This is a genomic window from Cupriavidus sp. SZY C1, from assembly GCF_032190535.1.
Lineage (GTDB): Bacteria > Pseudomonadota > Gammaproteobacteria > Burkholderiales > Burkholderiaceae > Cupriavidus > Cupriavidus pauculus_C.
Window position 1 is genome coordinate 263,112 of record NZ_JAUANU010000001.1, and the last position, 22,303, is coordinate 285,414.

The window sequence follows — 22,303 nt, forward strand, 5'->3', positions numbered from 1 at the left end:
CTGCCTGACGGAATGTTTCGGCATTGATTGCGGACAGTCGGTTCGACCCGGGGTGCCAAGGCCGTTTTTGCTGAGAAGTCCGAAGTAATTTAGATCCGCCCACCGAAACAATTCACTTCCACGCCTTCCCCACAAGCGAAAGGATACGAGTTCGGATCTGCCGACGTGGCGATCCGCTGCCTGGGGAATGTATGTCGGGATTTCAGAATTTACCGCCGCTGCGCCGGCCTTCTAGCCGCCTTATTCGTCACATCACTGTCTGGGGCACCGCGCTGCCACTCCTCTCGGCCGCCGCCCCCGCCTTGGCCGAAGACTCCGCCGATCTGGCCAAGAAGCTCAGCAATCCCGTCGCGGCCCTGATCAGCGTGCCATTTCAGTTCAATTACGACCGCGGGATCGGGCCGGCGCATGACGGCGACCGGCTGACGATGAACTTCCAGCCGGTGGTGCCGATTTCGCTTAATGCGGACTGGAACCTGATTTCCCGGACGATTCTTCCCGTGACGCACCAGTCGTCGGTTACGCCGGGATCGGGGACGCAGACCGGGCTTGGCGACACGTTGCAGAGCGCGTTCTTCTCGCCGAAGACGCCGACGGCCGGCGGGCTGATCTGGGGCGTCGGGCCGGCCATCCTGCTGCCCACGGGCACCGAAAACCAGTTGAGCGGCCGCAAGTGGGGCCTGGGGCCGACGGCGGTCGGGCTGATCCAGCACGGGCCCTGGACCTACGGCGCCCTGGGCAACCATATCTGGTCCGTGGCGGGCGACAACGGGCGCCCGGCTGTCAGCAGTACGTTCCTGCAGCCGTTCCTGTCGTACACCACGCCCACGGCCTGGACCTACACGTTGAACACCGAATCGAGCTACGACTGGAAGCAGGCGCAGTGGAGCGTGCCGATCCACGCTGGCGTCAGCAAGCTCGTCAAGATCGAAGGCCGGCCCGTCAGCCTGGGCGTTTTTGCCACCTACTGGGCCGATTCGCCCACGACGGGCCCGCATGGCTGGGGCGGACGCGCGGTCATCACGCTGCTGTTTCCCAAATAGCCTGATCCGATTCCAAGACATATCGTCCTCCGAAGGAGTGAATGAATGAAAGCCGCAAGCCGTCTCTCGAAGGTTGTCCTGGCATTCCTGCTGGCCGCCGGGGCCGTTGGGTCCGCGACCGCGCAGGACAAGCCGGTTATCGTGACCGACAAGAACTTCGCCCGTGCAATGACCGATTTCGCCATGCAGAAGGAAGTCGAGCAGGGAGCGACCAATACCTGGCATCACCATCGCAAGACCATGGCGTTGTCCGAGCAGCCCGCGCCGCTGATGAACCGTGACACCGTGTATTCGTTCGCCGTGCTGGACGGGGGCGGAGACGTCGCCATTACCCTGCCGAAAAATGACGGGCGGTATATGTCGCTGCACATCGTCAATCACGACCACACCACGTACAAGGTGTTCTACGGGCCAGGGCGCTACGTGATTCCCAAGTCGAAATCGAGCGATTTCTTCTATGCCAACGTGCGCATGCAGATCAACGACAAGGATCCGGCCGACGTCCAGAAGGTCAACCAGTTTCAGGACGAACTGAAGATCGAATATCTGAACGGCTACAAGCCCAAAGAATTCAAGGTCACCAACTGGGACATGAAGTCGTTCGAGAAAGTCCGGGATAAATATGTCGCGCAGGCGCAGAAACAGGGCGTGAAGGGGACGATGGGCACCTCCGCCCATCCGGTGTCGCTGGAAGCGCGTAATCGTGGAGTATCGATCGCCACGGGACTGCTGCCCGACAAGGACGCGGTCTACCTGACCGAAAAACACGAAGTCGATAAGAGCAAGACGTACAAGGCCACCTATCGCGTGCCGGACCAGGTGGACCCCAAGCTTGGCTTTTACTCGATGACGGTCTACGGCGACGACCAGTATCTGAAGACCGACAAGGGATCGACCATCAGCAATTCGGAAATCAAGCTTAATCCGGACGGCAAGACCTTCGACATCTACTACGTCCCCGAAAGCGAGTTCGGCAAGGGCAAGCATGCCAATGAACTAATTATGCCCACGGCGCCGTTCTGGACCTGTTTCCGCGTCTACATGCCCGGCGCGTCCGTGGTCAACGGCAAATACAAGATGCCGAAGCTGAGCCAGGCCCAATAATCCGCGGAAACGCGCCATGAGCCACGTCACGGCAACCCGGAAGCACGAATTCATGAAGATGTTGCCGCCAACCATCTTCTTTTTCGCGGCACTCCATATCGTGGCCGTGATCCGCGCGCCGTGAGCGATTCAGGCGACTGTTGCTGGGGCCGTTGCCCGAACGGACTGCCCCGCTGGATGCATGACGGCGGCCGGCATGCCCGCCCCCTGGTTCGCCAACCATTGCTGTCTATCGACTGGAGTTAGCCCATGAAACGCCTACCGGTACTCGGTGTCCTGGCTGTCATGCTGACGGCCTGCAGCAACACCCCGCCCGCCCCCACCGCCGCGCCAGCCAGCGCGCCGGCCGCGAGACCGTCGTCGGCACAGTCCACGCCGGCGCAGCCCGATGCCAATGCTGTGGACCCGGCCGTCATCAAGGCGTTGCAGGACATGGGCGCCAGCCTGCAGTCACTGAAACAGTTCGAAGTGGGCATCAGCCTGACCGGCGAGCGGGTACTGCAGGACGGCCAGAAGCTGCAGCACACGGCCATCGCCGATCTCGATGTCGTGCGTCCGAACAAGCTGCGGGCGCAGATGCGCAGCGCCCGGCTGCAACGCGACCTGATCTACGACGGCAAGACCGTGACGCTCTACCAGCCCGAGCAGAAGTTCTACTCGCAGGCCCAGTTCAGCGACAACCTGAATACGCTGATCGACCGGCTGAGCGAGCGCTATGGCATCGAGGTGCCGTCCGCGGACCTGTTCCTGTGGGGCACGCCGGCGGCGCCGACCGACAACATTCAGTCGGCGATGAACGCCGGGCAGGACTTCATTGCCGGCGATCTGTGCGACCACTACGCCTTCCGGCAAGGCCAGTTCGACTGGCAGATCTGGATCTCCACCGGCCCGCGCCCGCTGCCGCGAAAGCTCGTCATCACGAATCGCGCGGACGAGGCTCGCCCGCAATCGATCACGTACTACAAGTGGAACCTGAATCCGAAGTTTGGCAACGCCACGTTCGCGTTCACGCCGCCGCCGGGCGCCAGGGCCGCGGAGTTCGTTCCCCTGAAGAACCGCTGAGGAGCCCGCGATGACATACGCAATCGGCAAGCTATGGATGGTTGGCGTGACGGGCCTGGTACTGGCCGCGTCGGGGTGGGTGCCCAGCGCTGAAGCGCGTCCCGGGGGCGGAGGCGGCCATATGGCAGGCGGACGCGGCGGCGGCAATGTGGGCGCCCATGCCGGCGGCGGCGCGCGCCAGGTCAACAACAGCCGCGCCGACGTGCGGACCAACAACGTCCGCAGCAACAGCGTCAACAGTGTCAACGCCAGTCGCAACGTCAACATCAACTCGAACCGCAACGTGAACGTCAACGTCGACAATCACGGCGGCTGCTGCGGCTGGGACAACGACTATCACCCGGTAGCCACGGCGGCAGCCGTCACCGCCACCGTCGCCGTGACCTCGGCCGTGGTCGGATCGATGGTGCGCTCCGTGCCGCCAAACTGCATGCCGGTCAACTACGGCGGCATGGTGTACCAGCAATGCGGCGGAACGTGGTACCAGCCGCAGGGGTCGCAGTACGTGGTCGTGAATCCGCCGTATTGAGGGTGCGGATGGCCCGGGGGGGGGACGTGCGGAGGAAGCGGTGATGGTGTCTCCCCGGCCGGCTATATGTCCATGCCGGAGGTGTACTGCGTGGGAATCAGGAGGGGGCTGGGCTGACACTTGCAGACGCACAGATCGTCGCTCAAGGCAGCCTGCCGGCCGTCGGGGCCTGTCGTGGGCAGTCTCAGGCCACTGCAGACAATGACGCCCATGGTCTTGCAGACCGGGCACCAGACGGGATCACCCTCGTAGGCTTGTTCCCGGTTTCCGACGATGTCGTCGGCCGTGCCACCTTCGACCTTGCCACCAGCAGTCGTCGGGTCGCCTCTCACAATGTCATAGCGTGTTGTCATGGCGTTTTGCTCGGAGAAGTCCGTGGTATTGGCCGACACCCCAAGTCGGCGGCAGACGGCGAGAGGCAAACCTCATACGGCACCTGGACGTAGACGAATCGAATCAATCACGGCATCCCATAATTCCAACGCTTCCTCGTCGGTGGCAAAGGATTCCCTGTTGGAGGCGTAAGCACTTTCTCCAACCCTGAGCGAGGCGTTGAGATTGGGTTCTGCCAGGGATTCCTCTTTGCCGGGGGCCTCCCATTTGAACCCGTAGCCGCGTTTCCCGTCCGTCGTGCTTGCCAGCAGAATCTCGTCTGCCTGGATGGGTCCGACCGGTCGTGCGCGGTCGCGCAGACGTGCAAATCCAGCCACCACGCCGAGCAGGCCGGCTAGGATGCCACCGGCACGTTCGCGCAAGCCCGGTCCCACGCGATATTGCACATACGACGTGAGTTCGAAGAAAACGTCTGGTTTGCCATGGAACTGGATGACCATGCGCCAGCTTTCGGGGTTGAATCGTTTGTCCGCAAGAATCGCATCGTCGACCACGAAACCAATGCCTTCCGGTATTTCCCCGTCTGAAATCTGGCGCCACTTGCCAGACAGTTTCTCAAGGTTAGCCAGAACCGCCGATTGGTGTTCTGGCGACACCTCGCCTGAGTAAGCAAGGAAACGGTTATCAGCGCAAAAATAGGTGTCAAATACGAGGAACTTGTACTTCTCGTCGACATCGGAATTATCCCAGGATATGAATGTCACGGCCCCGTTCGAGTGTTGCACGCGCTCAAGAAACAAGCCGCCAAACCTGCGGTGCTTTACCGCACGCAGTGATATCTCCTTCTGAGCGATAAATCCCTCGTACTCCTCCTTACTATGGATATCCGGCAACGGTTGGATCTTTACCTTGTTTAATGCATAAGTCTCGATCGTCTTGGCGTTCCCGGGAATGTCCACCAAGTGTCGGCCGATTGCTCGCGTTCTCCATCCCTGCTTCATGGGTTCCCCTTACATCCTGAACGTGGAGGGCATAGCCGAACGCTTCACACGGCACCCGGACGTAGACGAATGGAATCAATCACCGCATCCCATAATTCCAACGCTTCCTCGTCGGTGGCAAAAGATTCCCTGTTGGTGGCGTAGGCACTTTCTCCGACCCTCAACGAGGCGTTGAGATTGGGTTCTGCCAGCGAGTACTCCTTCCCGGGCGCTTCCCATTTGAAACCATAGCCGCGCTTTCCGTCCTGCGTACTTGCCAGCAAGATCTCGTCGGCCTGGATCGGCCCAACCGGTCGCGCAGGCGTGCAAATCCCGCCACCGTGCCAAGCAGGCCGGCAACTACGCCGCCGGCGCGTTCGCGCAGGCCAGGCGCTACGCGACGTCGCGCATACGATGTGAGCTCGAAAGAAACATCTGGCTTGCCATGAAGCTGGATGACCATACGCCAGCTTTCTGGATTGAAATCGTTATCTACTAGAATTGCGTCATCGACTACGTAGCCGACACCCCCGGGAATTGTCCCATTTGGTATCTGCTGCCACTCGCGAGACAGTTCCTCACGTGTGGCCAAAGCTGTTGATTTTCTATCCTGCGAAACCTCTCCGGAATAACTAAGAAATCGATTATTAGCGCGAAAATACGTGTCAAACACAAAAAACTTATACTGCTCCTCAGCATCCGTTTTATCCCAAGATATCAGTGTGACAACGTCGTTAGCATGCTGCACACGTTCAATGAATAAACTATTTAGCTCCCTCGTCTTTAAATTGCGCAGCGATACTTCCTTCTGGGCGATAAGGTTCTCGTAGTCTTCCTGACTATGGATACCCAACAACGGTTGGATCTTCACCTTGTTGAAGGCATAAGTCTCAACCGTCTTGGCGTCCCCGGGGACGTCCACCAAGTGCCGGCCAATCGCTCGCGTCCTCCATCCCTGCTTCATGGATTTGCCCTCTCATGCCAGTTTCCCTGTTGCCCCGGCTGCAACCATGTGGGCCGCATTCTGAGAGGCGATCCCACGACTATCGGTGGTTGGGTCGGACGCTTCATGCGGCACCCGGGCGTAGACGAATGGAATCAATCACGGCATCCCACAATTCCAGCGCTTCTTCGTCGGTGGCAAAGGATTCCCTGTTGGTGGCGTAGGCACTTTCTCCGACCCTCAGCGAGGCGTTGAGATTGGGTTCTGCCAGCGAGTATTCCTTCCCCGGAGCTTCCCATTTGAAACCATAGCCGCGCTTTCCCTCCTGCGTGCTTGCCAGCAAGATCTCGTCGGCCTGGATCGGCCCAACCGGTCGCGCGCGGTCGCGCAGGCGCGCAAATCCCGCCACTGTGCCGAGCAGGCCGGCTAAAAAGCCACCGGCACGCTCGCGCAAGCCCGGTCCCACCCCACGTTGCGCAAACGATGTGAGCTCGAAGGACACATCTGGCTTGCCATGCAGCTGGATGGTCATACGCCAACTTTCCGAATTGAAGCGTTCTTCAGCGAGAATCGCGTCATCGACTACGAAACCGATGCCTTCCGGCATTTCCCCATCCGGAATCTGGCGCCATTTTCCAGACAGCTCCTCAATGGTAACTAAAGCTGCCGATTTTCGATCTTGTGCTATCTCCCCTGAGTAACCAAGGAAGCGGTTATCAGCGCAAAAATAGGTATCAAATACGAAAGCTTTGTACATATCCTTGACATCAGAATTATCCCATGAGATGAATGTCACAGCCCCGTTCGAGTGTTGCACGCGCTCAAGGAACAAGGCGCCGAATTTTCGGTGCTTTACCGCACGCAGCAATACTTCCTTCTGAGCAATAAATTTCTCGTACTCCTCCTGACTATGGATATTCAACAAAGGCTTAATCTTTCTACTGTTGAACGCATAGGTTTCAACCGTCCTAGCGTTCCCGGGGATGTCCACCAAGTGCCGGCCAATCGCTCGCGTTTTCCACCCTCGTTTCATGATTTGCCCTTCTCGTCCCATTTTTCCTGCTGGGTCCTCTGCAACCATCGTCGCGAAATTCGGGGAGGCAACCCGACGATTGTTGGTGGCATGGTCGACAGCTTCATACGGCCCCCGGACGTAGACGAATGGAATCAATCACCGCATCCCATAATTCCAACGCTTCTTCGTCGGTGGCAAAGGATTCCCTGTTGGTGGCGTAGGCACTTTCTCCGACCCTCAGCGAGGCGTTGAGATTGGGTTCTGCCAGCGAGTATTCCTTCCCGGGAGCTTCCCATTTGAAACCATAGCCGCGCTTTCCGTCCTGATTACTTGCCAGCAGGATCTCGTCGGCCTGGATTGGCCCGACCGGTCGTGCGCGGTCGCGCAGGCGCGCAAATCCCGCGACCGTGCCAAGCAGGCCGGCTACGATGCCACCGGCACGTTCGCGCAAGCCAGGCCCTACGCGACGTCGCGCATACGATGTGAGCTCGAAAGAGACATCTGGCTTGCCATGCAGTTGGATGACCATACGCCAGCTTTCCGGATTGAAATCGTTATCCACGAGGATTACGTCATCGACTACAAAACCGACACCCTCTGGAACCATTCCGGAAGGAATCTGGTTCCACTCACGAGAAAGCTCTTCGCATAGATCCAAAGCTGACGATCTAAGACTCTTCGATACTTTTCCCGAATAGCCAAGGAATCTGGTACCCGCACGGAAGTAGGTATCGAACACGTAAGGCTGATATCGCGCCTCCGAACCGGCGTTCGGCCATGATATTAGCGTTACTCCACTGTTCGAATGCGAGACCCGCTCAATAAATAGACTGTCGTGTACGGCCGTCCGAGCTTCACGTAACGAACGCTCTTTCTGATTGATAAGGCTCTCGTATTCCGATTGGCTGCGGACATCTTTTAAAACGTTTATCCTGACGTCATTAAAAGAATAAGTTTCTATCGTCTTGGCACTCTCTGGGATATTAACCAAATGACGCCCTATAGCTCGCGTTCTCCATTCATTTTTAATGGGTTGCCTTTCTTGTGCCAGTTTGCTAGCCGGGCCATCTTGATAATGGCGTACATGGTTGCAAAGAGCGATCTCCGGTGTGCATCACCGTAACTTCCCTGGTGGTCGTAGCAGAAATATTCATTACTCGGCCCTGGACTGCCCTGGCCGTGAGCAAAGCTCATCGCGATACCGGCTTTTCCTGGGGCCTCACCTGAGTACACAGGCACCGTACCATCACCTGGGCAATCAGGAACGGCGATGCTCAAGACGGAACCTTTGTTAGTTCTAAGCGTTCCTTTACCGTTGTCCCCAACGACCACAATTGCGGCGGAACCAAAGCCGGAAATCTCGTTTGTTACCCACGACACCTCGCCCCATGTCATACGGTCCCTATCGGCCATCAGCCCCGATCCAAGTATCCCTCCTGCATCCTTTTTTCCGTCACGCTTTCCCTGGGATCCATAGTGGGCATAGGTCGGAGACTTGTATCGGTTTTCGATGGCGCTGTGAAATTCCTTAACCAGATCAATTGTCACCGCGAGCTCTTCGCGGGGTGATTTTCGCCCTTGCTTTTCCCGCTCCCGTCGTTCCTTGCTCCCGGCGTCAAGCAACGCCAAATTGTGCTCAGGCACAAGCCCATACCACGCCGACGACAAATAGATCTCCGAATAGGGATCTCCGTTGGCCGGCAAAGGCGGCATCAATTCATTTCCCTTTTTATCCCGCACATAAAGCCAAGGCTTGCCGTCGTTGTAATCAGCCGTTGGCAACAATTCGAGCCCACCGGGAGCTTGCGAGAGGATTGCCACCACGTCGGCGGCGTGGCGGCCCAGGAACAGCTTCTCAGCGCCCTCGAATCCCGCACGCATGCGCTTGTATGTAGCAGGCGCCCCCGTGGCTGGCTGTACCCCATGCGACACGCCCAAAACCTTGTCGCATTGATGTATCTCGGTCAGCGCACGACTGACCAGCCCGCCCATCGAATGGGTGACGACAATGACTTTTTCCGCCATCGGCCTGTTCGGCTTTCTGCGCTGGATACTGCACTGGTCGCTTCCCTCACCGTCTGGGGTGTCCTTGACGGTCACGCGTTTGCCTTCGTTGTAGTAGGGCAGAATCGTGTTCTCGATCAGGTCTTTGATGGCAGTGCCCGAATCCTTGTTGCTCTGCAGCCAGTTGTAGCCGCCTGCCCATATATCGAATTGATAGTTGGCCGCGTGCAGAATCTCTTCTCGGGTCAGCGCATCGCCTTCGTTGGCGCCCCAATCGTTTGGCGAATCCAGACCGGATTCTGCCGCCCAACCCTTGAGGTCCGCTTCGCAACGATCGAAATCGTACCGGGCCAAATCATTGAGCAGCTTCTGCAACTGCCCCATGAATGGGTGGTAGCTGGAGCGCATCAATGCGCCCCAACCGCGTGCTACGAGCACATTTTTCGGAAGGCCGCTTTCGCCCGCATCGATAGGCCCACTGGGGTCTATCTCAACCGTTTCAGTCACCAGATCATCAGCCCGCTCATTGGTGTTCTTGAAGAGATAGCTGAACAGTTGCACGATCAAGTCTGCCCCGCCACGCAGATCGACGTTTGGGGGTTTCCAGACGCTTGATTTCCCTTCCTTCTTGCGCAAGTTGGTGCCCATGATTCCCGGTATGAAGAGAATCGGAATCACATACGGCTTCGCCAGGACGATTTTCTCGCGCTGATCTTCCTCAGGCGTCAGTACCGCGGTACTGTACTGATCGCCATCTTTATCGACGGTGCTGGGGATGATGAAGGCATTGGGTTCGATCATGGTCTTCGCAACGGATAATGAAATCAGTCAAGCGGACGAATCTGTACGGGTTCCACGAAGAGGCTCTTCTGGATTGGCGTCTTGCCGGACGCGTCCGTTTGCATCTTGAGTCTCGTGCCGTCGCCTCGGACCATTTCAATGACCGAATCGGAGAGTGGTTCCCCTGTCGATGGATTCCGAAGGACATAGGCGTCGTTGAATGTCGCGTGCTGCCAGGTGTTCATCGATTGCGCGAGCGAACTGGGTCCCTGACGGCTGAACGCCGCCGACTTGATGGTCCGGTCGCCACGCGTCCCGTCTTCGATACCCGTGGACGACATTCGCAAGTAGGAGCCGCCACACTTGAGCAGCAACTCGTCCTTGGCCTCGATGACGACGCGACCATTTGCGCTGCTGATCGTCACGTGCTTGTCCGCGAGAAGTCGCATTTCATCGCTCTGGGCCTGGATCTCTACCCGGCCCCGCGCAGCGAATAACTTGATGCCCAGCTTGTGGGCGAAGACAGAGACCAATTCCCCCGCGGCCAGCGTAAAGCGTCTTGCGATGCTGAAATCCGCGTGGCCACCCGCTGTGGCAATGAGATTCTGCGCGGCTGAACACTGGATATCGGCTCTCGAAGCCAGCGCCACGCCTGCGGGCGCGCTGATCAGGATGCCCGCCTTCTTCAATTGCGCCAGGGATTCATTGAGCAGCGTCTTCTGACGGTCGTAGTCAGCGGCCACTGCTTCGGCCGCTTTGGCTGCGGCCGCCAGGGCTTCAGTCTGCTGCAGTGCTTGCTGGAGAAGCCCCTGGGCAGACTCCATGTCGAGCTGCTGGCCATTGGCGGTCGGCTGATCGTCCGCCGAAATGAAGATTCCCTTGCCACCTCGCAAGGCTCCCCACCCCGACGTCCGCAACTCAAAGCCATCACCGCGCTTCTTTCTCTCCCTGTCGACCAGGTAGCCCATATTCAGCTGCGTCTTGCCGCCGTACTCGGTGGACAGCTTGATACCTTCCTGGCCCTCCCAATCCTCGAAGCGCAGCTTGTTATTCGCTTGCGTGCGGATGACATTGCGCGACAGCCACCTATCCTGGTTCGTGATCAGGTCTTCATGCTGGCTGTGGTGATGCGCATGAGCGATGTATGGCTTGTTGGGGTCGCCGTCCCGGAATGCAATCCCGACTTCCGTGCCGTCGATCAATGGGAAATGCATGCCTGTCTGCCCCGTCCCGGCGAACGGTTTAGCCAGGCGCATGGGCACGCTCTCACTACCCTTGGGCCATTCGTCGTAATCGAGGTCCAGGCGCACGACGTACAAGCCTTGCTGCGTCAGATAGGCATATTTGTAGTCGCCCGGCGACGTCACGCGCCCGCTCAGCGTGCCCGCGATACGGGGCCACTTGCTCTCGTCGATCGGCAGGCGGAAGCGGCGGTCCGAGGGAATCGCCTTGTAGGTGTTACGGTAGGCTCTATCGCGCCCGCCGGTATGCGTGACTTCGGTAACCACCTGCCCGTTGGGCGCGTCCGGCAGTGCGAGATCCATGCGCAGAATGCGTGCCGGACGCAGACCGAGGATGTTGCTCTCGCCTTCGTAGATCAATTGCCCCGCAAGCGCCGCTTCATGGCGAAGTTGCGCTTCCCATTTCGCCCCGGCCGGGTCCAGGTGATGTGTACCGTAGACGTAGGATTGCCCGTAGTTACCCTTTTCCTTGCGGGCGACATTGGCTTCCCCTTCCTTGCGCTCGTACGAATCCGCCGGGTTGTAGTCGGCCGTGCGAAACGATTCGGGCACGGTCTGCACGTGCGTCTGGATGGCGGACACGGTCTCGACACCCGACTCCAGACCCGCCGTCTCCCGGTAAGGCGCCAGCAATTCCGGCTCGTAGATATAGTGATCGATGTCGTCGGCGATCTGAAAGACATCGCCAAAGACCGTCCCGTGCCGGCCGGGCAGGAAGTAGCTGTACATCCCCTCCTGTTCCATCAGCAGCCGGATGTAGTCCCAGTCGGACATCTGGTACTGGAGCCGGAACGCATGCTCCGGATACTCGCGGCGAGTCTTGAAGGAGAACTGGTGGCCTTCCAGGCCGTGCTGGCGCAGGATGGCTTCGATGATCTGCGGCGCGGTCTTCTTCTGGTAGACGCGGCTTGCCTGGGTCAGCGTCAGCAACGCCACCTTGGGCCGTACCTCCATCTCGTAGGCGCAGAAATCGCGGGTCTGCCCGGTCTTGGAAAAGCGGAAGATGCAGCCCGAAAACTGGCGAGTCGTGGCGCCGTCGCCAGCATCGATCGTGAAGGTGGCGTCCCGGCGCAAGTACTCCATCCGGTCCAGATCCATCGGATGGGTCAACCGGACCTTCACGCTGTAGGGCTCCCCAAGGCGCTCGGTGGCCGTGAATGACACCACGGAGAGGCCAGTGGCACTGCGCGCGCCAAGCACTTCCAGGTGATAGGCCTGACGTCCCGTCACGGCTGCGAGCAGCCCGCTCCCCGTTGCCTGCAGTTCATTCCCCGCACCAGCCATTGTTCTGCCTCCGTTCCCAGCGTGACCGAACCTTCCCGATAGGCCATCGCCAACAACGCGAGGCCCAACGCCTGCGGGCCGGACGTTACGCCGTTTTCTTCCGAGTGAAAACGGTCAACGCAACGCACATAGAACGGAGATCAAACAGGAGTGAAAATCGATTTTTCGCTATGGACGGGATGCGGCAGGACTGGCCGGCGATCGGCTCGAATAGAGGCAGCCGGAAAAGAAAATCGAAAACCGCGGAGCGCGGCATGGGTCAACGTGTCCCTGCGGACGGTGGGAGGGGCGGGATTATGCCAGAGGAGGAAAATCTCAAAGACCCACGACAGCCGCAATGATGGTCCCGCCGACAGGAATCCTAAACTTGGCTGAAACCCTTGCATATTGCGCCATCGAACATTATGAGTAGATTCGATGCCCCTTCCCGTGCCCCTATAACGCCTTTCTTCGGCCGGATGGCTTACAACGAATATGTTGTAACGCGGAGATACAACCGATAGGTTGTTGGCGGCGCGGTGATTGGCCAAGAAGCGAGTCGATTCTCGCAGAGGAATCGCCCGGCGTGATACTGTATATATGTACAGTACCCAGACTCTCGACGAGCAAGTCCTTCGAGTCTGAGACGTGGGAAGAGGCAGAGGACAAGCACCGCAGGGTGCTAGAGAAGATTGGGCAGACCCTGCCTGCCAAGAACGGGTCTAGCTGCATTGCAAAAAAGCGAGGCTGGCGGGGCCGCCAGCCCCGAACTACTACGGAACGGGTTCACTGGAAAAGCAAGTGACCCCGGTATTACGTCACAACACGATCTAACTTTAGAGCGTGGCGTCCCCACCGGCGTAGGGACGACAACATCACACGACGAGGGCACACTAACGGTTCGCGATTGACCCCGCGATTTTCCATGTCACCACGCAGAACTGCGTGGTTTTTTTTGCCCGCACCCCTTAAGTGGATGTCAGACGCCTACCGATAGTGGCGATGCGTGGACCACGCGCAGACTGTCTTCATAACTCTAGGAGACAGCCATGGCAGCAGATATCCATGTGGTACCGGCCGGCAACGAATGGGCCGTCGAGACGGCCGGCGGCGGCGACCGAACAATGTTCTTCACGCAGGAAGAAGCGATTGCCGCCGGCACCGAGCGCGCCAAGCGCGACAAGGTCGAGCTGCTGATTCACGGCCTCGACGGCCAGATCAGGGCGCGAAACTCCTTCGGCCATGACCCCCGCGACGTCAAGGGCTAAGCGCCATGCGGCGCGCCGCCGGCGGCCCGACACTGGATCAGCTCTGCCCCATGCTGCTCACGGAGCGCAAAACCATTCCGCGCGGGGACGACTGGCTCTACGAGATCAAGTACGACGGCTACCGCGTCTTGGCCAGTACCGGGTCCACGGCCCGGCTGAAGAGCCGCGGCGGGATTGACGCGACTGCCTGGTTCCCGGAGGTGGCCGCCGCAGTCGCGGATATGCCAAGCGGCAGTGTGCTAGACGGAGAGGTGTGTGTCCTCGACAATCTGGGCCGAAGCGATTTCGATCGCCTGCACGCGCGTGCGCGACGCAAGGGGTGGTACGAAGGCGCGGACCTGGTCGTCTATTGCGTGTTCGACGTTCTGGTCGCCATGGGGAGGGACTTCCGGCCTGTAGCGCTGGAGAAGCGCAAGGCAATGCTGGCCAAGCTGCTGCGCTCACACGGCGGCCAGGTGCTCCATGTCACGGGCGTCGACGACGGCGACTGGCTGTATCGCTCCGCCCTAGAGCTGAAACTGGAAGGCGTGGTAGGGAAGCGGCTGGGCTCGCCCTATCAGGACGGGGTGCGCTCGACGGACTGGATCAAGGTCAAGCGGCCGGGCGGCGTCCCTCCCGAGCGATTTAAGCGGTAGTTTTCACCCTTTTGGGCGATGCGCCAAGCCGCTTTCCCGTGACATCCTCGGCACCGCCGGGAAAACCGGTGATTACTTCCTAAATCGATTGAGCCACGGCTATGGCGGCCGTGGCTGCTTTTTTTGGGTCTACGAAACCTGCGGACTGCGCCGATAACAAGGGTTCGTTGCTGAGAAAACTCACAGCGTTCACCCGGCGAGGCGGCACCCGCACGCCTCGCCGTCTTTTTCGGCTACCGAGGCCACGCCTCCACCGTTTTCCGGTGCTTGGCTGCGCATTCCCCCAGCGCCTTTAGCACGTCCCCCATCACCCATTCCTGCCAGGTGTCATAGTCGGCGGCCGCCGGCGCGTCGGGGATCCGGCACGGCGCGGCCAACGCGCTATCGAGCGGCGGCGGCTTGCTTGGCCGCGTCGACGGCGTCGGACAGCTTGCGCACCCGGAAATCGTCAGGGCGGCAATCCACAGGCAGAGGCTTCTTCGCATTCAGAAATTCCTTCACGGCCTGATCGACCTTGGCGGCCAGCGTGGCTTGGCTGGCGTTGAACTCGTCGGCCTTGGACCGGATGGTTTGGCTGGCCGCGCCCAGGTCCTCGATCGCCTTGTTGGCACCAGCGAGGTCGGCCTGAGCGCTGGCCGTCTTCATCCGGTCGATCTCGGCGTCCTTGCGCCAGCCGTTGGCCACCCAGCCGGCGGAGAAGATGGCCAGGGCCAGCAATGCGGCGCCGATGGCACGCCAAGGCAACGTCTTGAGCAGCATCAGCACGCTCTGCCCTCCGGAAAAGCGACCATCGGAACCGTCTGGCCGGCCAGCTCATGCGTGCAGTCGGACAGAAACTGGATGTGGCCATCGGTCACGAAGGTGTGGCAGATGCCACAGGCAAAGTCGCGCGGCTCGTCCGGGTTCTCCTGGTAGTAGGTGCACCAGCACGAACCGTTCTCGTGGCCCGGCACGTAGTGACCGCTGCGCACCAGCACGCTGGGCGTCAACGTCGGGCGCTCTGCATTGCCGTTCCAGCCCCAGCGCGGGCCGGCGCCCTCACCGTGGCGGATGGAATGGGTGTCCTTACAGCCAGGGCACCAGAAAGAAAGCATGCCCGGCGCGGTCTCACGCAGGACTTGGGACAAGTTGGTCATGGCGTTGCCGCGCAGCGCGCGTAGAGATCCGCCGTAACGCGGATGTGTTCGAGCATGTCGGCGCGCGTGGCGCCGGGCTTCAGGGTGGGCAGGGTGTCGCAGTGACGCGGCAGATGCGCCGGCGCAGCAGGCGGCTCGGCCGCGGCGCAGCCGGCCAGGAACAGGCAGAGCAACAGGATTCTCATTTCCGGGCCTCCCTCACCTTCCGGTTCGCCGCCTCGATGTCGCGGTTCACGTCCTGTCGCTCCGCCTCAGTGAGGGGGCGCGGCGCGGTGGCCGCCGGCGCTGTAGCCGGTCGCGCGGCGCGCTTCACGGACTTCGCTGCTTCGACCGACGCCTCCGCCGCCTGGGCCGCTGCCCCGGCCGCCGCGGTCACCTTGGGTGTCAACGCCTCCAGCGTCTGGGTGTAGGCGCCCTGCAGCCGCGCGATCTCGGCCTGATGGTCATCCCGCTGCTGCGCCAGTTGATCGCGGAATTGCCATTGGCAGAGCGCATACCCGGCGCCCATTCCGCCACCAACCATCAGCGCCATCAGGGTTACCGCCTCAAGCATGTGGGCGGTGCGGGCGAACGTAGCGCGGTGGCGCGCCAGCCAATCACGAATCCTTGCCATCCAGCCTCTCCTTGAGCAAGCGCACCTCGGCAGTCAGCGCTGCGATGGTTCCTTTGAGCTCCCCAATCTCGCGGTACGCGTCGTTACGTTCCTTGTAAGCGGTGTCGGCGCGCTGCTCGGCAAGATCCGCGCGGGCATTTGCCTTGTCCACCTGCTCAGACAGCTTGGCGATGATGTCGATCTGAGCCTGTGTTTCTGCCCCATCCACCTTGTCGTTGCGCCAGGCTTTACGGATGAACCAGATCGCCCCGCTTACCGCCGCCACGATGAAGCCCAGCGCGCCACCGGTGCCCCCCGGCACGTTCAATTCATTCAGGTCCATCGTTTCCCCGGTCGTCGTGTGGGCGGCGTTCATTGGAGACCCAGCGCCCGACGGGCACGGTTCCATCTCTCTTTTCGGTCGTCCAGCCCGTTCAGCCCGCCGTTGATCCTCCGAGTGAGGGCCGCGAAGTCGCCGGCGTCAGCCAGCGCATTCAGGCCCCAGCTCCGCCAGTACCAGCCGGCCGATCGCGCCGCGAGCGCGTCGCCCTGAAGCAGCGTGGGGTTGGCCTCGAGGTCGACGCCCAGCGCGGCGCCGCACGACCGGTAGTTGGCTCGCCCCGTAATCTGGATCAGGCCGCGTCCCATATAGCGCTTGCCATCGCCCGGCTGCGTGTTACCGAGATCGGCCCGGCCTTCGTATCGCAGCTGCGCGGGCGTCGGCCCCCATAACTCGCGGGTGTAGATGAAACCGCCCGACTCGTGCCCGATCTGGGCGAGCCACGCTGCCTGCCGCGCCGGCGAGTCGATCCCGTACTCGGCCCAGGCGGCGGTGACATGGGAATGCCAGCGATCGGCCATCGCCTGCGTCAGGCCGGCGGCCAGCTTGAAGGTCTGCCTTTCCATGATTCATTCCCCAAAAAAAAACCACCCCAGGTGGGGTGGCTCATTTGTTCGACATCTATCAGTCAACTGGGGAGAGGTTTGACAATAACATCGGAAGACATTATCTGAGTAGCACGCATCGCACCCCTCCTCCTGAACGGAACTTCGATAAATCTATAGCTGAGCTCCGCTAAGAGCACTGTGAGCACGAGTCCAAGCACCAAGAAGCGAACGGTGAAAGTCCCGTTGAAGGCGACGCCTGGATAGATTTGCTCCATAACGCGCGCAGTAAGCCAAAAGGCAAACAGGTGTATTAGGTAGATGGCAAACGATCGCTCGCCTATCCAAACTAGACCGCTTCGCACTACGCCCGCAGGTATGAAATACCCTCTGTCGTACGAGCACAGCCAGATAATCAGCCCCGCCACCACCGCAGCCAAACCAAAATAGAACGGCACAAAAGCGTATCTCACGACTCCGACAAGGCACAACAACAAGAGCGGCGGAAGAATGAAGCGCAGCCGTGACGCAGTTAGGGAGGGATCGAAGATTTTGTAGCTGGCACGCTCCGTCCAGATCGCTAGGAGCACGCCAATCAGCAACGCCTCGGTTCGGACAGCGCCCAGGAAATGTCCTAAAGGCTTCGGATAGAACACCTGAACAATCACCAGTGCAACTAGGACAGGGACTAGTCTGCGCCCACAGAACAGGAATACAAATGGCAGCAACAAGTAAAACTGCTCTTCCAGGGATAGACTCCAGTACAGTCCGAACGAGCCGCACGTCCCTTCCTTGGCCCAGAAACAAAACCACACCCGGATGTTCTGAACATGCATCACCGAGGCGATCATGTCCGCCATGTCAGCACTGGAATAGCCGCGATGGAGCGTGAAAGCAATCATTGGGATTGCGAGCCAGATCCATGCCGAAGGGGTGATTCGGTAGATTCGTCTTACCCAGAATGCAGCCGCCGCTCGCCAAAAATCGGTACCTTGCGCCTTCAACAGCGTTGTCGCAACGCTCTTCGTAATCACGTAGCCCGAGAGACAAAGGAAAAGGTCAACGCCGACCAAGAAACCTTTTCCAACCTGCGCCCATCCTGCCTGGTCCCAAACAAAGAGACCGGCCGAGTGGGCGATCAGTACCATCCCAATTGCTATAGCTCGAACAGCCTGTAGTTCCTCGTTGTATTTGTTAGTCACAGGACGCCCCGGAGTTATCCAAGGCGAGAATGTTACCCGGAAACAGCGCAGCGCCGTCCGATCGTTGTCCCGCGGCATTGCCGCTGGCCCACTCCCGTGACATCCCACACTACGCACGGGAAACACGCCTCGCAAACTATCCTTCGGCCTCCGCCTCGTCGATGGCTTCGAACTCGCTTGCGATACCCGTCCATCGCCATTTCCCGGGCACCAGCCATTCCCCGTCTTCCAGCGGGATTGCGGACTCTCCGTCCGAAGGGTCATCCATTTCGCTGATGCGCACAATGACCCCTGTACGATTCAAGATGCATGCGATAGTCATGATTAGAAGCGGTAGCGAACCACGTTGATCGAACAGTTGCCCGTCGTATCGAGCTTGTAGAACAGCGTCTGCGGTGTAATGAAACGGACCACCGGCAAGATTCCTCCAAGAATTTGGCCTACCACAGGGTTAAGAAAGAGTCGCAGACCAATCTCGTTTGTGGGATCTGCCGCGATGACCCGCAGCCCGTTGCTTGCAGTATTGACCGAAACGCCCACTGACAAATGCACTTCCTTCGCATTGGCGGGAACAAAACCAGCAAGAGAGAAACTGGTGTACGCGGTTGACGTTCCGTTACTGACGACGGTCAATGGGCCCGTATCCACATCACGATCAAACTGGAACCCGATCGTAAACTGACCGCTCCCATTCGTTCGGCGCACCGAGACTAGCGCCGATGCAGAGTAGCCGGCAGGCATATTGCCGCCGCCATACACCTCGGGTGCGGCTGCGGACGTTGCGTTGACGCCAAGGAGGGCGCGCGCTCCGGTCGCCGGGTTATAAATCGCGTACACCGCGACCCACCCGTTGGCGGGCGCGGCACCGGCATCCATACCGCCCGCTCCCGTCGTACCGAGATTAATAGCCTGGCTGAAGCTCGCCAGCAGGTAGGTCTTTCCGCCCAAAGAGGATTTGACAACCACTTCATCCGCCGCAACTGTCGCGGTGGCTGAAGGCGTCGCGACGTTCATCACCAGATTGCGTGCCCACCCGACAACAGCGAGCGACTGCGCAGAAACAGCCGCTTTATAGTTCGCGAGAATTGTTGTCAGCGTGCCGTCATCGACCGCATCCTGCCCGGTGGTATCCACTACGAACTGGCCCATCACCGCAGCCATGATGCTCGACTGACGCCAGACCTTGTTGAGCTGGGCAGATTGCGCGACTCCGGACGAGAAGCCTGCAGTGCGTGCGGCCAAGCCCGAATAGGTGACTTGCGAGATGACGTTGGCCCCTGCGCCACCGCCAAACACAAGGAAATCGTTTGTTGCCATTGTTGTCCTTACAGTGGAGTTCCCCATGCGCCCGTGTCAAAGCCGGCGACGAGTTCGTTGCTCATGTCGAAACCGAAAATCGGTGCACCATCCTGGGATGTAACGATGACGATGTTGATGCCTACGCCTTCGGGCTTGAGGGGAATGATTCCGTTCGCCAGCAGAGCCAGGAACACGGCCGACGGAATGTCCCCCGCAATGCCGATGGTCATCGACATATCCTGGTTGTCTTGGATGAAGACCGATGTGCCACCGCCGAAGATCGAGTCCAGGATGGCCTTCGACGATCCGAGTGTGCCGTCCCAGTGGTTCGCGCCAATCTTTGCGCGGATGACCAGCCGGTATGTGTCATCGTCCAGCCGCGTCAGCCCGGCGTCAGGATCGAATGGGCCCTTCCAATTGCCCTGGTCGAAGCCAAGCCCTGCGGTATCGAATGAAAAGTAGACACCGGTCAGAGGCACCGGAACGTTACGCGAGATGCCCACCCACCGGCCAACATCATCAAGCTGCGCGCCCACCGCGGCATCGAGGTCAAACTTTCCCGGCATGCTACCGAGCAGGTTCTGCAGCTCGACCATCGGCTGCGCCAACGCTTCGACCACGGCCATGAAGTCTGGCTGCTGGTTGTGCTCGCTTGTGACGCGACCGGTGTACTTGGTGATGTCCGCCATATCAGGACACCGTCAGGGTCACCGCCGCCGGCGTGCACCCGGCAACCTGGCTGAAGCCCAACGCCACGTCAGGCCCGCCCGGCCCGCCCGGCCCGGCCAATGCCAGCGCTGTCAGCTTGAAGGCGGCACCACCCCCGACGCTGTTGGCCGCCGTGATCGAATCGGCCCACTCGACACTGCCCGACTCCCCGCCACCGATGGCTACGCCATTGACGTAGTCGGAGACCGCTTGCTTGATCGCATCGCCGACCGCAGTGGTATAGGCCGTCAAAGCCTTCAGGCTTACTGCTACCGTGATAGCCGCCGTCGAGGGTCGGAAGAATCGGATGGTGATTGGACGCCCGTAGATGTCCTGCACGGCAACGGCGGTCGTTCCGTAGGTTGGCGACCCAGGCGTCTTCTTCTTGGCAATCGCGTTTGCGATATCGGTCGAATCACCGCCTTCCACCACAAGCGAAATCGAGTGCGCGGGCAGCCCGTTGGAATCAGTTGACGCCGTGTCGTTCTCATACGCACGAACCCGCGTTACGCCAGGAACGTTCGCCACGGCACCAATGATGCCGTCCAGGACCGTCAGCGAAGGCAGCGCCGTCGACACTGTCTGCCGCTGTCGCAAGGCGGCATCCTTCTCGACGGGCGCGCCCTCCGCGGCGTCATCCGGATTCGTCACCGTCTGCCAACCGAGCGTCGGCGTGCCGATCTGGCTGATCGTGCCCGCAGCTGCGCTGATGGCGCCGATTGAAATGCACGTCGCGGTGACAGTGATCTGGCCAGAAGACGGAATCGTCACGGTCGCCGGCAGCGTCCACTTGTTCTTGTTCGCGTCCGCGGCGACGCCATTGGTAATGGTCGTACCGGCCTGGCCGACGATCAGCAGATCGGCTGTAGAGAACGATGCGGCCTTTCGCGCGATACCGTTGATCTTGACGTTGCTCGACAGTGCATCATCCTGTGCGGTGGCTGGGCTAAAGGAACGGTAGATCGCCACAGCAACGGCGTTGGCATCGTTGATGGAGTCGGCGAACACAGCCAGCAACTGGCCGTCCTGGCTATCTTCCTCCAGGTACGTGTCCGGCCCATAGATGCCGCGGAATTTTCCCTTCAGATAGTCGAGGACATCAGCATAGGTCGGCGCGGTGATGCCACTGGCATCGAGTGTGGGTGCGGTCGTGGTGATGGCCATTACAGAGTCGCCTCAACGGTGGTGGGGCCGTAGACGGTGTTGATCCTCGCGACCACGCTCAGGTGCCGCTTCTCGGTGTCGACGGTGCCGGAGTACTCGACAATTTCCTTCACGCCTTGCGTGCCAAGGATGCGCTGGCGGATAGCGGCGTCGTACGTACCGTTGGTGTACTTTCCCAGCACCTCGGTACTCCATGGCGTGCCAGCCGTCTTGTCGAGGAACCATTCCCCGCGCAACAAGCGCAGCCGCGTGAGCACAGCTTGGGCCACCGCTTCGGGGACGTCCTTGTAGAAATCGGCCTGCTGCCCACCGAAGACATAGTCACCAGTGCCGGATAGCTTTCGGTACCGCATGGAGATCCTTAGTTCACGTTGCCGCTGCTGCCGCTGCCGGGCTGCACGCCGTTGTGGGTGTGGGTGTCATCGACGCGCTTTCCATTCGCGGTGATTTGCCCAATGACATTCAGTACGCCATTGAAGACGGCTGCCGCCCCGCTAACCGCGCTTCCGACCAGGCCGCCCACAAACGTCAACAGCCCCGTGATCGTCACTGCTGCCGAGAAGGTCGACAGGGGTGCGACCACGTCGAATCCACCAGGCGCGACGATCTTGACCTTCTGTAGCGTTGGATTCATCTCGATGTAGGTCGTGCCGGACTCGGATCGTAGTTGCGTGGCCGTGGTACTCACATTCGGCAGCGCGCGGGGCTTCGACCGAAATCCAAGGAGCACGAACCCGTCCGAGAGGTCGTGCATGCGCACCTCAGCCTGTTCCTGCACGCCGCCGGACTGCCACCACCCATCGATGCATCGGCTGGCGAAAACAACCAGGCACTCGTCTCCTGGAGCAACCGGGAAGGTCAGACTACAATTCCCACCGGATGGGAACTGCACAGGGCAATCCACCAGCAGCGGCAGCGGCGTGCTCACAATGGTGCCGTCCTGCTGTCGCACCAGCACCTTGATCGCAGGCTGTACGGCGCAGGTCATGGGAAAATCGCCGCCGCCGGAGAACGACTGGATGATCCCGGGCAGCGCAGTCCAAAGTCCCGCGCGCATCCCGTCCAACGCCTCCCGAAACGCTGTCTCGGGATCGCCTACTCTCTCTCGTCTGTCCAT

The 22,303-nt window shown here is 60.1% G+C and carries 26 protein-coding genes and 1 pseudogene; 6 read left to right on the forward strand and 21 right to left on the reverse strand.

All coding sequences use genetic code 11. From position 1 onward, the window contains the following. The first annotated feature begins 302 nt into the window (after positions 1–302). The 4 genes from QTN24_RS01235 (at position 303) to QTN24_RS01250 (ending at position 3,738) form a co-directional block, all read left to right on the forward strand. On the forward strand, positions 303–1,043 hold the full coding sequence (locus tag QTN24_RS01235) for a transporter (RefSeq protein ID WP_313835053.1): 741 nt from the start codon (positions 303–305) through the stop codon (positions 1,041–1,043). Between the two features lie 45 nt (positions 1,044–1,088). Further along, positions 1,089–2,147, forward strand: coding sequence for a DUF1254 domain-containing protein (locus QTN24_RS01240; RefSeq protein WP_313835054.1), 1,059 nt, complete (start codon positions 1,089–1,091; stop codon positions 2,145–2,147). Between the two features lie 249 nt (positions 2,148–2,396). Then, positions 2,397–3,209, forward strand: a complete 813-nt coding sequence (locus QTN24_RS01245) for a DUF2092 domain-containing protein (protein ID WP_313835055.1) — start codon at positions 2,397–2,399, stop codon at positions 3,207–3,209. 10 nt (positions 3,210–3,219) lie between these two features. After that, positions 3,220–3,738, forward strand: coding sequence for a hypothetical protein (locus tag QTN24_RS01250; protein ID WP_124683733.1), 519 nt, complete (start codon positions 3,220–3,222; stop codon positions 3,736–3,738). A gap of 62 nt (positions 3,739–3,800) precedes the next feature. On the opposite strand, the gene QTN24_RS01255 is transcribed toward QTN24_RS01250, so the two are convergent. The 9 genes and pseudogenes from QTN24_RS01255 to QTN24_RS01295 form a co-directional block, all read right to left on the reverse strand. Continuing rightward, positions 3,801–4,091, reverse strand: a complete 291-nt coding sequence (locus tag QTN24_RS01255; protein WP_313835056.1) for a PAAR domain-containing protein — start codon at positions 4,089–4,091, stop codon at positions 3,801–3,803. 72 nt (positions 4,092–4,163) lie between these two features. Then, positions 4,164–5,072 carry a T6SS immunity protein Tli4 family protein gene (locus tag QTN24_RS01260; RefSeq protein ID WP_313835057.1) on the reverse strand — a complete coding sequence of 303 codons (909 nt, stop codon included), beginning with the start codon at positions 5,070–5,072 and terminating at the stop codon, positions 4,164–4,166. 44 nt (positions 5,073–5,116) lie between these two features. Then, a complete protein-coding gene (locus QTN24_RS01265) occupies positions 5,117–5,335 on the reverse strand; it encodes a T6SS immunity protein Tli4 family protein (RefSeq protein WP_313835058.1) in 219 nt (72 codons plus the stop codon). After that, positions 5,233–6,015, reverse strand: coding sequence for a hypothetical protein (locus tag QTN24_RS01270; RefSeq protein WP_313835059.1), 783 nt, complete (start codon positions 6,013–6,015; stop codon positions 5,233–5,235). Before QTN24_RS01270 ends, QTN24_RS01265 begins: the two co-directional genes overlap by 103 nt. Positions 6,016–6,118: 103 nt before the next feature. Continuing rightward, on the reverse strand, positions 6,119–7,165 hold the full coding sequence (locus QTN24_RS01275) for a T6SS immunity protein Tli4 family protein (protein WP_313835060.1): 1,047 nt from the start codon (positions 7,163–7,165) through the stop codon (positions 6,119–6,121). Next, positions 7,131–7,748 (reverse strand): T6SS immunity protein Tli4 family protein, encoded by a 618-nt coding sequence (locus tag QTN24_RS01280; protein WP_313835379.1) that lies wholly within the window; start codon positions 7,746–7,748, stop codon positions 7,131–7,133. Before QTN24_RS01280 ends, QTN24_RS01275 begins: the two co-directional genes overlap by 35 nt. A 30-nt stretch (positions 7,749–7,778) precedes the next feature. Beyond that, a pseudogene (locus QTN24_RS01285) lies at positions 7,779–8,000 on the reverse strand (hypothetical protein); the annotation flags it as partial. A gap of 8 nt (positions 8,001–8,008) precedes the next feature. Further along, complete coding sequence (locus QTN24_RS01290; RefSeq protein WP_313835061.1) at positions 8,009–9,814, reverse strand: hypothetical protein; 1,806 nt, start codon at positions 9,812–9,814, stop codon at positions 8,009–8,011. Positions 9,815–9,837: 23 nt separating this feature from the next. Next, the gene (locus QTN24_RS01295; protein WP_313835062.1) at positions 9,838–12,318 is read right to left on the reverse strand and encodes a type VI secretion system tip protein VgrG; all 2,481 of its coding nucleotides are present in this window, start codon (positions 12,316–12,318) and stop codon (positions 9,838–9,840) included. Between the two features lie 1,028 nt (positions 12,319–13,346). Here QTN24_RS01295 and QTN24_RS01300 point away from each other — a divergent pair. Beyond that, positions 13,347–13,565, forward strand: coding sequence for a DUF2188 domain-containing protein (locus QTN24_RS01300; protein WP_124684668.1), 219 nt, complete (start codon positions 13,347–13,349; stop codon positions 13,563–13,565). Between the two features lie 50 nt (positions 13,566–13,615). Further along, a complete protein-coding gene (locus tag QTN24_RS01305; RefSeq protein ID WP_313835063.1) occupies positions 13,616–14,200 on the forward strand; it encodes a hypothetical protein in 585 nt (194 codons plus the stop codon). A 381-nt stretch (positions 14,201–14,581) separates the two neighbouring features. Here the strand turns inward: QTN24_RS01305 and QTN24_RS01310 are convergent, their stop codons facing one another. The 12 genes from QTN24_RS01310 to QTN24_RS01365 all read right to left on the reverse strand — a co-directional run bounded on the left by QTN24_RS01310 (position 14,582) and on the right by QTN24_RS01365 (position 22,303). After that, complete coding sequence (locus QTN24_RS01310; RefSeq protein ID WP_313835380.1) at positions 14,582–14,959, reverse strand: hypothetical protein; 378 nt, start codon at positions 14,957–14,959, stop codon at positions 14,582–14,584. After that, positions 14,959–15,336, reverse strand: coding sequence for a DUF6527 family protein (locus QTN24_RS01315; RefSeq protein ID WP_313835064.1), 378 nt, complete (start codon positions 15,334–15,336; stop codon positions 14,959–14,961). Before QTN24_RS01315 ends, QTN24_RS01310 begins: the two co-directional genes overlap by 1 nt. Further along, entirely contained in the window at positions 15,333–15,521 is a 189-nt protein-coding gene (locus QTN24_RS01320; protein ID WP_313835065.1) for a hypothetical protein, read from the reverse strand. The genes QTN24_RS01315 and QTN24_RS01320 overlap by 4 nt, the downstream gene beginning before the upstream one ends. Beyond that, positions 15,518–15,949 (reverse strand): hypothetical protein, encoded by a 432-nt coding sequence (locus QTN24_RS01325; protein WP_313835066.1) that lies wholly within the window; start codon positions 15,947–15,949, stop codon positions 15,518–15,520. The genes QTN24_RS01320 and QTN24_RS01325 overlap by 4 nt, the downstream gene beginning before the upstream one ends. After that, the gene (locus QTN24_RS01330) at positions 15,933–16,304 is read right to left on the reverse strand and encodes a hypothetical protein (RefSeq protein ID WP_148094321.1); all 372 of its coding nucleotides are present in this window, start codon (positions 16,302–16,304) and stop codon (positions 15,933–15,935) included. The genes QTN24_RS01325 and QTN24_RS01330 overlap by 17 nt, the downstream gene beginning before the upstream one ends. Continuing rightward, positions 16,301–16,834 (reverse strand): glycoside hydrolase family 19 protein, encoded by a 534-nt coding sequence (locus QTN24_RS01335; protein ID WP_313835067.1) that lies wholly within the window; start codon positions 16,832–16,834, stop codon positions 16,301–16,303. Before QTN24_RS01335 ends, QTN24_RS01330 begins: the two co-directional genes overlap by 4 nt. Positions 16,835–16,896: 62 nt before the next feature. Beyond that, the gene (locus QTN24_RS01340; protein WP_124683714.1) at positions 16,897–18,279 is read right to left on the reverse strand and encodes an acyltransferase family protein; all 1,383 of its coding nucleotides are present in this window, start codon (positions 18,277–18,279) and stop codon (positions 16,897–16,899) included. A 60-nt stretch (positions 18,280–18,339) separates the two neighbouring features. Continuing rightward, on the reverse strand, positions 18,340–19,332 hold the full coding sequence (locus tag QTN24_RS01345; protein ID WP_313835068.1) for a hypothetical protein: 993 nt from the start codon (positions 19,330–19,332) through the stop codon (positions 18,340–18,342). 8 nt (positions 19,333–19,340) lie between these two features. Then, entirely contained in the window at positions 19,341–20,003 is a 663-nt protein-coding gene (locus QTN24_RS01350; RefSeq protein WP_313835069.1) for a DUF2612 domain-containing protein, read from the reverse strand. A 1-nt stretch (position 20,004) separates the two neighbouring features. After that, a complete protein-coding gene (locus QTN24_RS01355; protein WP_313835070.1) occupies positions 20,005–21,186 on the reverse strand; it encodes a baseplate J/gp47 family protein in 1,182 nt (393 codons plus the stop codon). Further along, on the reverse strand, positions 21,186–21,539 hold the full coding sequence (locus QTN24_RS01360) for a hypothetical protein (RefSeq protein WP_313835071.1): 354 nt from the start codon (positions 21,537–21,539) through the stop codon (positions 21,186–21,188). Before QTN24_RS01360 ends, QTN24_RS01355 begins: the two co-directional genes overlap by 1 nt. Positions 21,540–21,547: 8 nt before the next feature. After that, positions 21,548–22,303, reverse strand: a complete 756-nt coding sequence (locus tag QTN24_RS01365; protein WP_313835072.1) for a Gp138 family membrane-puncturing spike protein — start codon at positions 22,301–22,303, stop codon at positions 21,548–21,550.

Excerpts from the sequence above, each read along its gene's own strand:
- QTN24_RS01355 (WP_313835070.1), bottom strand. The coding sequence starts at position 21,186 with ATGGCCATCACCACGACCGCACCCACACTCGATGCCAGTGGCATCACC.
- QTN24_RS01340 (WP_124683714.1), bottom strand. The coding sequence starts at position 18,279 with ATGACCCTTCGGACGGAGAGTCCGCAATCCCGCTGGAAGACGGGGAAT.
- QTN24_RS01245 (WP_313835055.1), top strand. The coding sequence starts at position 2,397 with ATGAAACGCCTACCGGTACTCGGTGTCCTGGCTGTCATGCTGACGGCC.
- QTN24_RS01360 (WP_313835071.1), bottom strand. The coding sequence starts at position 21,539 with ATGCGGTACCGAAAGCTATCCGGCACTGGTGACTATGTCTTCGGTGGG.
- QTN24_RS01335 (WP_313835067.1), bottom strand. The coding sequence starts at position 16,834 with ATGGAAAGGCAGACCTTCAAGCTGGCCGCCGGCCTGACGCAGGCGATG.
- QTN24_RS01250 (WP_124683733.1), top strand. The coding sequence starts at position 3,220 with ATGACATACGCAATCGGCAAGCTATGGATGGTTGGCGTGACGGGCCTG.
- QTN24_RS01350 (WP_313835069.1), bottom strand. The coding sequence starts at position 20,003 with ATGGCGGACATCACCAAGTACACCGGTCGCGTCACAAGCGAGCACAAC.
- QTN24_RS01325 (WP_313835066.1), bottom strand. The coding sequence starts at position 15,949 with ATGGCAAGGATTCGTGATTGGCTGGCGCGCCACCGCGCTACGTTCGCC.
- QTN24_RS01330 (WP_148094321.1), bottom strand. The coding sequence starts at position 16,304 with ATGAACGCCGCCCACACGACGACCGGGGAAACGATGGACCTGAATGAA.
- QTN24_RS01310 (WP_313835380.1), bottom strand. The coding sequence starts at position 14,959 with ATGCTGCTCAAGACGTTGCCTTGGCGTGCCATCGGCGCCGCATTGCTG.
- QTN24_RS01255 (WP_313835056.1), bottom strand. The coding sequence starts at position 4,091 with ATGACAACACGCTATGACATTGTGAGAGGCGACCCGACGACTGCTGGT.
- QTN24_RS01300 (WP_124684668.1), top strand. The coding sequence starts at position 13,347 with ATGGCAGCAGATATCCATGTGGTACCGGCCGGCAACGAATGGGCCGTC.
- QTN24_RS01260 (WP_313835057.1), bottom strand. The coding sequence starts at position 5,072 with ATGAAGCAGGGATGGAGAACGCGAGCAATCGGCCGACACTTGGTGGAC.
- QTN24_RS01290 (WP_313835061.1), bottom strand. The coding sequence starts at position 9,814 with ATGATCGAACCCAATGCCTTCATCATCCCCAGCACCGTCGATAAAGAT.
- QTN24_RS01345 (WP_313835068.1), bottom strand. The coding sequence starts at position 19,332 with ATGGCAACAAACGATTTCCTTGTGTTTGGCGGTGGCGCAGGGGCCAAC.
- QTN24_RS01240 (WP_313835054.1), top strand. The coding sequence starts at position 1,089 with ATGAAAGCCGCAAGCCGTCTCTCGAAGGTTGTCCTGGCATTCCTGCTG.
- QTN24_RS01305 (WP_313835063.1), top strand. The coding sequence starts at position 13,616 with ATGCTGCTCACGGAGCGCAAAACCATTCCGCGCGGGGACGACTGGCTC.
- QTN24_RS01315 (WP_313835064.1), bottom strand. The coding sequence starts at position 15,336 with ATGACCAACTTGTCCCAAGTCCTGCGTGAGACCGCGCCGGGCATGCTT.
- QTN24_RS01270 (WP_313835059.1), bottom strand. The coding sequence starts at position 6,015 with ATGAAGCAGGGATGGAGGACGCGAGCGATTGGCCGGCACTTGGTGGAC.
- QTN24_RS01295 (WP_313835062.1), bottom strand. The coding sequence starts at position 12,318 with ATGGCTGGTGCGGGGAATGAACTGCAGGCAACGGGGAGCGGGCTGCTC.
- QTN24_RS01365 (WP_313835072.1), bottom strand. The coding sequence starts at position 22,303 with ATGGACAGACGAGAGAGAGTAGGCGATCCCGAGACAGCGTTTCGGGAG.
- QTN24_RS01320 (WP_313835065.1), bottom strand. The coding sequence starts at position 15,521 with ATGAGAATCCTGTTGCTCTGCCTGTTCCTGGCCGGCTGCGCCGCGGCC.